Origin of the sequence: Streptomyces sp. PA03-1a (genome assembly GCF_033792805.1) — a bacterium.
In the GTDB taxonomy this organism is placed as follows: domain Bacteria; phylum Actinomycetota; class Actinomycetes; order Streptomycetales; family Streptomycetaceae; genus Actinacidiphila.
The window spans coordinates 21,087-31,838 of record NZ_JARAVO010000100.1 but is presented as its reverse complement, the minus strand read 5'-3'; the positions used below and the strand labels follow the sequence as shown (position 1 = coordinate 31,838).

9 protein-coding genes are annotated in these 10,752 nt (G+C 74.0%); 7 read left to right on the top strand and 2 right to left on the bottom strand.

Annotation, left to right across the window (positions count from 1 at the left end; all coding sequences use genetic code 11):
* Together PV341_RS22790 and PV341_RS22785 are read right to left on the bottom strand one after the other, a co-directional pair.
* Window positions 1–377 (bottom strand): DUF6204 family protein (locus tag PV341_RS22790; RefSeq protein WP_500358871.1); only part of this gene is annotated, 377 nt, incomplete at its 3' end.
* A gap of 414 nt (window positions 378–791) precedes the next feature.
* The gene (locus PV341_RS22785; protein ID WP_500331805.1) at window positions 792–1,886 is read right to left on the bottom strand and encodes a PP2C family protein-serine/threonine phosphatase; all 1,095 of its coding nucleotides are present in this window, start codon (window positions 1,884–1,886) and stop codon (window positions 792–794) included.
* 203 nt (window positions 1,887–2,089) lie between these two features.
* Here PV341_RS22785 and PV341_RS22780 point away from each other — a divergent pair, with 203 nt between their 5' ends.
* The 7 genes from PV341_RS22780 to nrfD all read left to right on the top strand — a co-directional run bounded on the left by PV341_RS22780 (window position 2,090) and on the right by nrfD (window position 10,659).
* Window positions 2,090–2,467: a DUF2255 family protein gene (locus PV341_RS22780; RefSeq protein WP_500331807.1), complete on the top strand. Its 378-nt coding sequence runs from the start codon at window positions 2,090–2,092 to the stop codon at window positions 2,465–2,467.
* Window position 2,468: 1 nt separating this feature from the next.
* A complete protein-coding gene (locus tag PV341_RS22775; protein ID WP_500331809.1) occupies window positions 2,469–3,140 on the top strand; it encodes an SDR family NAD(P)-dependent oxidoreductase in 672 nt (223 codons plus the stop codon).
* A gap of 159 nt (window positions 3,141–3,299) precedes the next feature.
* Window positions 3,300–4,040 carry an SDR family NAD(P)-dependent oxidoreductase gene (locus tag PV341_RS22770; RefSeq protein ID WP_500331811.1) on the top strand — a complete coding sequence of 247 codons (741 nt, stop codon included), beginning with the start codon at window positions 3,300–3,302 and terminating at the stop codon, window positions 4,038–4,040.
* Window positions 4,041–4,069: 29 nt separating this feature from the next.
* Entirely contained in the window at window positions 4,070–5,239 is a 1,170-nt protein-coding gene (locus PV341_RS22765; RefSeq protein ID WP_500358870.1) for a cysteine desulfurase family protein, read from the top strand.
* 94 nt (window positions 5,240–5,333) lie between these two features.
* A complete protein-coding gene (gene fdh / locus PV341_RS22760; protein WP_500331814.1) occupies window positions 5,334–8,627 on the top strand; it encodes a formate dehydrogenase in 3,294 nt (1,097 codons plus the stop codon).
* Window positions 8,624–9,643, top strand: coding sequence for a 4Fe-4S dicluster domain-containing protein (locus tag PV341_RS22755; protein WP_500331816.1), 1,020 nt, complete (start codon window positions 8,624–8,626; stop codon window positions 9,641–9,643). Before fdh ends, PV341_RS22755 begins: the two co-directional genes overlap by 4 nt.
* A complete protein-coding gene (gene nrfD, locus PV341_RS22750) occupies window positions 9,640–10,659 on the top strand; it encodes an NrfD/PsrC family molybdoenzyme membrane anchor subunit (protein WP_500358869.1) in 1,020 nt (339 codons plus the stop codon). Before PV341_RS22755 ends, nrfD begins: the two co-directional genes overlap by 4 nt.
* The last annotated feature ends 93 nt before the right edge of the window (window positions 10,660–10,752 follow it).

Genomic DNA, 10,752 nt, shown 5'->3' with positions numbered 1-10,752 from the left:
GCTACGGCTACAAGAACCTCAGGTCCCAGGCCGAGGACCTCTCCCAGGCGCCGCTTGCCCAGCGGCGCCTGGGAGAGGTCCTCGGCCTGGGACCTGAGGTTCTTGTAGCCGTAGCCGCGCTCGTCCAGCCAGGCCCTGGCCGCCTCCTCCGCGCGTTCGGTCGCGTCGAGGATGTCCTCCTCCGCCTCGCCGGAGTCGACGAAGCGGAAGGTGAAGGCGGGGCGTGCCGCGATGTCGTAGCTGAGGTGGCCCTCGGGGGTGAAGGCGGCGCGCAGGACGTCGTGTTCCGGTGCGCGGGCGAGGAGTCCGGCGCGCTGCTCGGTGGTGAGTCCGTCGAAGGCGCCGCGGACGGTGACGCGGAAGGTGCGTGTGCTCATCCGCCGACCTTAAGCAGCGGGCTCCGTCCGGCTCCACCGCATTTCACGGGGCCGGGCCGCGGCGCCGCGGGACCGCGCCGGGAGGCGTCCCGCGGCGCCGTGCCCGCGCGGTCAGCCGGTGGTGACCAGCGGCTGGTCGGTGGGGTTCCGGGAGGTGGGACGCAGGCCGGTGAGGCCGATCGTGACGGTGGCGAAGCGGCCTGTCCGGCGGGCCGGCCGAGGACTGCGGCGTGGTTCTCCGTCGTGGAGCCGCCGGCCACGACGAAGGTGACCGCCGACGGCATGCGGACGCCCGGCAGGCAGGTGGGGACGGCGGTCACGGCGAACCACACGGCCGCCGCACGGGCGGGGCCGAGGCGGTCGGCGACTCGCCCGGTGGGGAAGGGACCGCGCGAGAACCGGGCGGGCGCCGCCTCAGCTGTCGCGCGTCACCGCGAGGAGCGCCATGTCGTCGTCGGTCGGACCGCCCGCGTGCCGGTGCACGTCGTCGAGCAGCGCCTCCAGCAACTCGGCCGGCCCGCCGCGCTCCACCCCGGCCAGCCGCGCCTGCGGGTCGTAGAAACGCCCCTTGGCATCGCGGGCGTCGGTGACGCCGTCCGTGCACAGCAGCAAGGTCGAACCCGGCGGGAACGGCACCGTGTCCACCACGGCCTCTCCTTTCCCCAGGCCCTCCACCAGCAGCAGCCCGTACCGCGAGGGCTCGGCGGCACGCACCTTGCCGCGCCGCAGGAGCAGCGGTGCCGGGTGACCGAGGTTCACCAACCGGACGTGGTCGCCGCCGTGCGGGAACTCCACCAGGACCGCGGTGGCGAACCACTCCAGTTGCTCGCCCTCCTCGCGCCGGCTCAACTCCCGCCACAGGGCCCGCAGCATGTGCCCCGCCACGTCCGCCAGGGTCGCCTGCTCGTCGGCCGCCATCCGGAAGCTGCCGAGCACCAGCGTCGCCGCCTCCACGGCGTCCAGACCCTTGCCCCGTACGTCCCCGACGATGCAGCGCAGCCCGTACGACGTGTCCTGGACGGCGTACAGGTCCCCGCCGATCTCCGCCTCGGCCTCCGCCGCCTCGTAACGGGCCGCGATCCGCAGGTCCCGGACCCGCGCGGGCGGTTCGGGGAGCACCGCCCGCTGGACGGCCGCGGTGATCGAGCGGGCGGAGCGCAGCCGGTCCTCGCGCGCCTCCAGCAGCCGGTTGATGAACACCGCGACCACGGCGACCAGCGAGACGGTCAGCAGCTCGCTCATCCCGCTCAGTCCCCGCAGCCGGCCGAAGTGGGCGAGGATCGCCGCGTCCGCGACGATCGCCGCCAGACCGACCACCATCGTGCCCTGCATCGACAGCAGCGGGGCCGCGAGCACCGGGGCGACGGAGTAGAACGACGCGCTCGTGTACTGCGTCGGGGTGAGGAAGTCCACGACGAGACCGCCGACGAGCACCACGACCGGGAGCAGCCGCACGTACCAGCCCACCTCGGCCGGGCCACCGAAGATCTCCTCGTCGGCCCTCCCCACGCACCCTCCCGGTATCTCCCGCTGGCGATCCCTACACGCTCCCCGGCAATCGCCACTGCAGCCACCGCAGACCATCCCGTGGAGTGAACCGCCCGGTCAGGTACCCGTCTGGCCCCACGCGGCTACAGCCGGGGGCCGAAATTGTCGATCATTGCAGCAGGACGCACGGACCTGGTTCCCGCCACCGCCGAGGAGTCGCGCCGATGACGACGTGGACGAAGGACGAACTGGACCGCATCGAGCACGCCGACGAGCTCGCCATCGCGCCGCGGCGCGACCCCGGCACGCTGGACCCGCCGACCACCATCTGGGTGGTCCGCGACGGCGCCGACCTGTACGTACGGGCCTACCGCGGGCGCGGCGGCACCTGGTTCCGCGCCGCGCAGACGCGGCACGAGGGCCGGATCAGCGCCGGCGGCGTCGAGCGGGACGTCACCTTCGTCGAGGTCGACGACCCGGACGTCAACGAACGCCTCGACGCCGCCTACCGCGGCAAGTACGGCCACTACAGCGCGGAGTACGTGGAGCCCATGGTGGCCGGGACCGCGCGCGCCGCGACGCTCAAGCTCGTGCCGCGCTGACATGACGACCATGGTCATCGTCGGGGCGGGGCAGGGTCTGGGCGCCGCCGCGGCGCGCCAGTTCGGCTGCGACGGCTTCGACGTCGCGCTCGTCTCCCGCGACCAGGACCGCGTGGACTGCCTGGCGGCCGACCTGGACAGGGACGGCGTGACCGCGCGGGGGTTCGCCGCCGACGTCCGCGACCCGGTCGCCCTCGGGGCCGCTCTGGACGCCGCCGCGGCAGCGCTCGGGCCGATCGAGGTACTGCAGTACAGTCCCGCGCCGCACCGGGACTTCATGAAGCCCCTCCTGGACAGCACGCCCGCCGACTTCGCGGGACCGCTGGAGTTCTCCCTGTACGGCGTGGTCACGGCCGTCCACGCGGTGCTGCCCGACATGCGCTTCCTGGGCCGGGGCACGATCCTCTTCGTCAACGGCGGCAGTGCGGTGCGGCCGCTGCCGTCCCGCGCGGGGACCTCCGTGGCGTACGCGGCCGAGACCGCCTACGCGCGGATGCTGCACGACACGCTGGCCGCCGAGGCCATCCACGTCGCGCAGTTGATCATTCCCGGGGTCATCGCGCCCGGGCACCCGAGGAACGATCCGGCCGCGCTGGCGCGCGCCCTGTGGGCGATCCACCGGGAACGGACCGGGTTCCGGCACTTCGCGGGCGTCCTGGAGGGCGAGGGCTGAACGACGGCGCGGTGACCACCGGGCCGCAGCGGCAGCCGTCCCGAACGGCCGTCCCGGCGGCGAGCCGACTTCGGGGGTGACGGTACGTGAGGTAGACAACCAGCGCGGACACGGAGCGTGTGTGTCCGCCGCCCATGTCGCCGCCCCGAGGAGCCAGCCGTGACCCAGGAGTTCTCCGGATCCACCGCCCTCGTCACGGGCGCCACAGCAGGGATCGGGCGGGGGGTCGCGCTGCGGCTGGCGGCACTGGGCGCCGAGGTCGTCGTCCACGGGCGGGACGGGGAGCGCGGTGCGGAGGTCGTCGCGGAGGTGGCGAACGCGGGCGGGCGCGCCCGGTTCGTCGCCGCCGACCTCTCCGACCCCGGCGACGTGCTGCGCCTCGCCGAGGCGGCGGGCGCGGTGGACGTGCTGGTCAACAACGCGGGCATCTACCGGTTCGCGGGCGCCGCCGGCACCACGGCCGGGATGTTCGACCTCCACATGGCCGTCAACGCCCGCGCGCCCCTGCTGCTCGTCGGGGCCCTCGCACCCGGCATGGCCGCCCGCGGCCGGGGCGCGGTCGTCAACCTGAGCACCCTGGCGGCGAGCGTCCCCGCCCGTGGGGCCGCCGCCTACGGGGCCTCCAAGGCGGCGCTGGAGCTCATGACCCGCGTGTGGGCCGACGAGTTCGGCGCCCGCGGGGTACGGGTGAACGCCGTGGCCTCCGGGCCGGTCCGCACCCCCGGAACCGTCGGGATGGGCGAGGACGCGCTGGCGGCCGTCGCACGGAACACCGTCCTGGGCCGGGTCGCCGAGGTCGACGAGATCGTCGAGGCGATCGTCTTCCTGGCCTCGGACCGCGCAGGGTACGTCACCGGCGCCGTCCTGGACGCGTACGGCGGTCAGCCGGCGATCGGCTGACCGCACCCCCTCCGGAAGGACCCTCGCCCATGAAGGTGCCGCCGCATCCCGGCCTCGGCGGGGACCGCGTCTACCTGGACCACAACGCCACCACCCCCGTCGACCCGAGGGTGGTGGAGGCGATGGGGCCCTGCCTCACCACCGGGTTCGGCAACCCCTCCAGCGGGCACGCCTGGGCCGCGGAGCCGGCCGCGGCGCTGGCGCGGGCGCGCCGCCAGGTCGCGGCGCTGATCGGGGCGACCGCGGAGGGGATCGTGTTCACCGGGTCGGGGTCCGAGGCGGACAACCTCGCCCTGCGCGGCGCGGTGCTCGCCGCGGGTACCGACCGTCCGCACGTGATCACCCAGGTCACCGAGCACCCGGCGGTGCTGGAGACCTGCCGCGCGCTGCAGCGGCTGCACGGGGTGCGGGTGACGTACCTGCCGGTGGACCGGGAGGGCCGGGTCGACCCGGCCGCGCTGGCCGCGGCCCTCACCGGGCGCACCGTGCTGGTCTCCGTCATGGCCGCCAACAACGAGACCGGCACCCTGCAGCCCGTCGCGGAACTCGCCCGGCTCGCCCGCGCCCGGGGCGCGCTGTTCCACTGCGACGCCGCCCAGGCCGCCGGGAAGGTCCCGCTGGAAGTGCGCGGGCTGGGGGTGGACCTGCTGACGGTAGTGGGGCACAAGATGTACGCGCCGAAGGGGGTGGCCGCCCTCTACGTGCGCCCGGGGCTCCGCCTGGAGCCCCTGGTGTACGGGGGCGGGCAGGAGGGCGGGCTGCGGGCCGGCACCGAGAACGTCGCCCTCGCGGTGGCGCTGGGGGCCGCCGCCGAGCTGGCGGCCGCCGAACTCGCCGACGGCGGGGCCGAGCGTGCCGAGGCGTTGCGCGACCGCCTGCACCAGGGCCTGACGCGGGCGCTGCCCGGCCGGGTCCACCTCAACGGGTCCGTCCGCCACCGCCTGCCCACCACGCTGAACATCAGCATCGACGGCGTCCCGGCCCACGAACTGCTCGCCTCGGTGCCCCGGCTCGCGGCCTCCACCGGTTCGGCCTGCCACAGCGGCAGTCGTACGGCGTCCCCGGTGCTGCGCGCGATGGGCCTGGACGAGGCCCGCGCCCAGGCCGCCGTACGCCTGTCGGTGGGGCGCTGGACCACCGCGGACGACGTCGACCGTGCCTCCGGGCTGCTCGCCGCGGCCGTCGGCGCCCTCGCCTGATCCGGGAGCCGCCACGGACTTGCGGGCGGCCCCCCGAGCGGTAGCGTCGAAAAGGCGGACGAAGGGCACGACCCCCGCACGAAGGAGCACGCGGATGGGCGTGAAACGGTGGATCGAGGCATGGCCGGTGTACCGGCAGCTCACCGGGACGGACCCGCTGGGCCGGGGAAAGGCCGCGCAGTCGGCCCGGTCGGCCACACTCGGGGCCCGCACGGAGAGCGCCGACCGGGTGGCCGGCTCGGTGTGCCCCTACTGCGCCGTGGGCTGCGCGCAGCGGGTGTACGTCAAGGACGAGAAGGTCGTGCAGATCGAGGGCGACCCCCACAGCCCGATCTCCCGCGGCCGGCTGTGCCCGAAGGGCTCGGCCAGCAAGCAGCTGGTCACCGGGCCCCAGCGGGAGCAGCGGGTGCTCTACCGCCCGCCGTACGGCACCGCCTGGCAGGAGCTGGACCTGGACACGGCCATGGACATGGTGGCCGACCGGGTGCTCGACGCACGGCGCAAGGGCTGGCAGGACACGGACGCGGACGGCAGGACGCTGCGCCGCACCATGGGCCTGGCCAGTCTCGGCGGGGCGACGCTGGACAACGAGGAGAACTACCTCATCAAGAAGTTGTTCACCGCCCTGGGCGCCCTGCAGATCGAGAACCAGGCCCGCATTTGACACTCCGCCACGGTTCCCGGTCTGGGAGCCTCGTTCGGACGTGGCGGCGCCACCGACTACCAGCAGGACCTGGTCAACTCCGACTGCATCGTCATCATGGGATCCAACATGGCCGAGGCCCATCCGGTCGGGTTCCAGTGGGTCATCGAGGCCAAGGCGCGCGGTGCCAGGGTCATCCACATCGACCCGCGGTTCACGCGGACGAGCGCGCACGCGGACCAGCACGTCACCATCCGGGCCGGCACCGACATCGCGTTCCTCGGCGGCGTGATCAACCACATCCTCACGCACGACCTCGACTTCCGGGAGTACGTGGAGGCGTACACCAACGCGCCCTTCCTGCTGAGCGAGCGCTACCAGGACACCGAGGACCTGGACGGGCTGTTCAGCGGGTACGACCCGCACACCGCCGCGTACGACGCGTCGAGCTGGACGTACGCGAGCGCCCCCATGGAGGAGCGGCCGGGCCACCACCTCAAGGAGTCGTCCGCCCCGTTCCAGCACGGCGCGGGCGGCCCGTTCATCGAGGGGGCCGCGGGAGGGATCGAGTCCGACCCCACGCTGGAGCACCCGCGCTGCGTGTTCCAGGTGCTCAAGCGGCACTTCTCCCGCTACACCCCCGAGATGGTGGAGCGCATCTGCGGCGTGCCGCAGGAGCTGTTCCTGCAAGTGTGCCGGGCCTGGACGGAGAACTCCGGCCGGGAGCGCACCACCGCGCTGGTGTACAGCGTCGGCTGGACCCAGCACTCGGTGGGCGCCCAGTACATCCGGGCCGGGTCGATCATCCAGCTGCTGCTGGGCAACATCGGCCGCCCGGGCGGCGGGATCTTCGCGTTGCGCGGCCACGCCAGCATCCAGGGTTCCACGGACGTGCCCACGCTCTTCAACCTGCTGCCGGGCTACCTGCCGATGCCGGACACCACCCACGACGACCTGGCCACGTACCTGGAAGGGGTCCGCGGCCGGGGGCAGAAGGGGTTCTGGGGCGCCGCCGACGCCTACACGGTCTCGCTGCTCAAGGAGTACTGGGGCGACGCCGCGACCGCCGAGAACGACTACTGCTTCGACTACCTGCCCCGGATCAACGGTGACCACGGCACCTACCGCACCGTGATGGACATGGTCGACGGCGGGAAGGTCTTCGGCTACTTCCTGCTGGGGCAGAACCCCGCGGTCGGCTCGGCCCACGGGCGGCTGCAGCGCCTGGGCATGGCGAACCTCGACTGGCTGGTCGTGCGCGACCTCACCATGATCGAGAGCGCCACGTTCTGGAAGGACGCGCCCGAGATCGAGACCGGGGAGATCGCCACCGAGCGGTGCCGCACCGAGGTGTTCTTCTTCCCCGCCGCCTCGCACGTGGAGAAGGCCGGCACCTTCACGCAGACGCAGCGGATGCTCCAGTGGCGCGACCAGGCCGTCGAACCGTCCGGGGACCAGCGGTCGGAGCTGTGGTTCTTCCACCAACTGGGCGTGCTGCTGAAGGAGAAGCTGGCCGGCTCGGCCGACGAACGCGACCGCCCCCTGCTGGACCTGGCCTGGGACTACGAGACGGAGGGCGACGAGCCGTCCCCGGCGGACGTGCTGCGCCACATCAACGGCATCGACCTGCGCACCGGCCGGACGGTCGACGGCTACCCCGACCTGAAGGCCGACGGCACCACCGCCTGCGGCTGCTGGATCTACAGCGGCGTCTACGCGAACGAGACCAACCAGTCCCGGCGCCGGACCTCGCGCTTCGAGACGGGCCCGTACGACGCCGAATGGGGCTGGACATGGCCCCTCAACCGCAGGGTGCTGTACAACCGCGCCTCCGCCGACCCGCAGGGGCGGCCCTGGAGCGAGCGGAAGAAGCTGGTCTGGTGGGACGCGGAGGCGGGTGAGTGGACCGGCCACGACACCCCGGACTTCGAGAAGAACAAGCCGCCGGACTACCGGGCACCGGAGGGCGCGTCGGGCGTCGAGGCGCTCGACGGCGACGACCCGTTCATCATGATGCGCGACGGGAAGGGCTGGCTGTTCGCCCCGGCCGGGCTCGCGGACGGCCCGCTGCCCACGCACTACGAGCCGCACGAGTCGCCGATGCGCAACCTGCTCTACGGCCAGCAGGGCAACCCGGTGCGCAAGGTCTACGGTCGCCCCGACAACCCGTCCAACCCGGCGCCGCCCGAGGCGCATTCCGAGGTGTTCCCGTACGTGTTCACCGCGGCACGGCTGACCGAGCACCACACGGCGGGCGCGATGAGCCGGCAGCTGCCCTACCTGGCGGAGCTCCAGCCGGAGTTGTTCGTGGAGGTCTCGCCGGAGCTGGCGGCCGAGCGCGGGCTGCGCCACCTGGACTGGGCCCATGTGGTCACCAGCAGGACCGCGGTCGACGCGCGCGTGATGGTGACCGACCGGATGGCGCCGCTGCGCGTCGACGGACGGGTCGTCCACCAGGTCTGGATGCCCTACCACTGGGGCCAGACCGGGCTCACCAAGGGCGACGTGGTCAACGACCTGATCGGCGTGGTGGCCGACCCGAACGTGTTCATCCAGGAGAGCAAGGTGCTGACCTGCGACGTCCGGCCCGGGCGGCGCCCGCGGGGGCCCGAACTGCTCACGTACGTCGAGGACTACCGCCGCCGCGCCGGGATCACGCCGGAGACCGGTACCCGCATAGCGACGGCCGGCGGCCGCGCCGAGCGGGCGCACCTCGAACCGGACCCGCCGGAGGAGCCGTCATGACGCAGGACAACAGCTTCTACGGGCCGCTCGCGGACCCCGCCGAGGACGCCGGCCACCGCGACCACCCGCCGCGCATGGGCTTCTTCACCGACACCTCCGTGTGCATCGGCTGCAAGGCGTGCGAGGTGGCCTGCAAGGAGTGGAACGCCATTCCCGAGGACGGCATCGACCTGCTGGGCATGTCGTTCGACAACACCGGCATGCTCGGCGCGAGTTCGTGGCGGCACGTCGCCTTCATCGAGCAGCAGCGCCCGCTCGGCCGCCAGGACGCGGGGCTGGCGGGGCTGCCCGTGGGCCCGTCCGCGACGGAGGCGACGGAGGAGGTGGTGGCCGACGCCCTGGAGGTTGCGAAGCGCGGTGGCGGCGACCTGGGAACCGCCCCGGTTGACCTGGGCTTCCCCTCCTTCGACCTGCCGGGCGCCGGGACGGGCGCGGAGGCCCGCAGCGAGTTCCGCTGGCTGATGTCCTCGGACGTGTGCAAGCACTGCACGCACGCCGGCTGCCTGGACGTGTGCCCCACCGGCGCGCTGTTCCGCACCGAGTTCGGCACGGTCGTCGTCCAGCCCGACATCTGCAACGGCTGCGGCTACTGCGTGTCCGGCTGCCCGTACGGCGTCATCGACCGGCGGCCCGACGACGGCCGGGCCTGGAAGTGCACCATGTGCTACGACCGGCTCCGCGACGGCATGGAACCGGCGTGCGCCAAGGCCTGCCCCACCGACTCCATCCAGTACGGCCCCCTTGACGAGCTGCGCGAACGCGCCGACCGGCGCCTGGAGACGCTGCACGAAGCGGGGGTGCCCGAGGCCCAGCTGTACGGACGCGACCCCGACGACGGGGTCGGCGGGGACGGCGCGTTCTTCCTGCTGCTCGACGACCCGGAGGTGTACGGGCTCCCGCCGGACCCGGTCGTGCCGACCCGCGACCTGGCGTCGATGTGGAAGCACGCGGGCGTGGCGGCGTCGGCGCTGCTCGCCGCCTCGGCCGCGGTGTTCCTCGGCGGGAGGCGGCGGTGAGCGGCGACCGGGCCGTGCGGCACGGCCGGGGCGGCCGCGACGACGACGGGAGCCGCGAGCGCCCCATGGTGCCGCGGGCCACGTTCCGCTCGTACTACGGGCGTCCGGTGCTCAAGCCGCCGGTGTGGGAGTGGAAGATCCCCGCCTACCTGTTCACCGGCGGGCTGTCGGCCGGCGCCGCGCTGCTCGCGGCGGGCGCGGACCTGACGCGGCGTCCCGGGCTGGCCCGGGCGGGCCGGGTCGGCGGCTTCGGCGCCCTGCTCGCGAGCATGTACCTGCTCGTCGCGGACCTCGGGCGGCCGGAGCGCTTCCATCACATGCTGCGGGTCGCCAAGCCGAGTTCGCCCATGTCGGTGGGCACCTGGATCCTCGTCGCGTACGGGCCGGGCAGCGCCCTGGCCGCCGCGGCCGAGGTGCTGCCCGCGGGAGTGCGCGCCACGCTGCCCGGGAAGCTGCTCCGGGCGGCCGCCCGCCCGGCCGGACTGTCGGCGGCCCTGCTCGCGCCGGGCGTCGCCTCGTACACGGCCGTGCTCCTGTCGCAGACGGCCGTACCGGCATGGCACGACGCCCGTGGCGAGCTGCCGTTCGTCTTCACCGGCTCGGCGGCGGCGAGCGGCGCGGGCCTGGGCATGCTCCTGGCCCCCGTGGCCGAGGCGGGCCCCGCGCGGCGGCTCGGCGCGGTCGGCGCGGCGGCCGAGGTCGTCGCCTCCCGCCTGATCGACCGGCGCCCGGGCCTGGTGACGGAGGCCTACACCACCGGCCGGCCGCACCGCCTGCGCAAGGCGTCCGAGTACCTCACCCTGGGCGGTGCGCTCACCGCGCTGACCCTCGCCCGGCGCAGCCGCGTCTGCGCCGCCGTGGGCGGACTGGCCCTGATGGCGGGCAGCGTCCTGCAGCGCTTCGGCACCTTCGAAGCGGGCGTCACCTCCACGAAGGACCCCGCCTACGTGGTGAAACCCCAGCGCGAACGCCTCCAGGCGCGCGCCGAGGGAAACGACGGTCCCGCCGGGACGTGACCCCCGGGCATCCGCCCTTCGCGGGCCCTCACCCTGGGCGGTGCGCTCACCGCGCTGACCCTCGCCCGGCGCAGCCGCGTCTGCGCCGCCGTG

Excerpts from the sequence above, each read along its gene's own strand:
- PV341_RS22780 (WP_500331807.1), top strand. The coding sequence starts at position 2,090 with ATGACGACGTGGACGAAGGACGAACTGGACCGCATCGAGCACGCCGAC.
- PV341_RS22775 (WP_500331809.1), top strand. The coding sequence starts at position 2,469 with ATGACGACCATGGTCATCGTCGGGGCGGGGCAGGGTCTGGGCGCCGCC.
- PV341_RS22765 (WP_500358870.1), top strand. The coding sequence starts at position 4,070 with ATGAAGGTGCCGCCGCATCCCGGCCTCGGCGGGGACCGCGTCTACCTG.
- PV341_RS22755 (WP_500331816.1), top strand. The coding sequence starts at position 8,624 with ATGACGCAGGACAACAGCTTCTACGGGCCGCTCGCGGACCCCGCCGAG.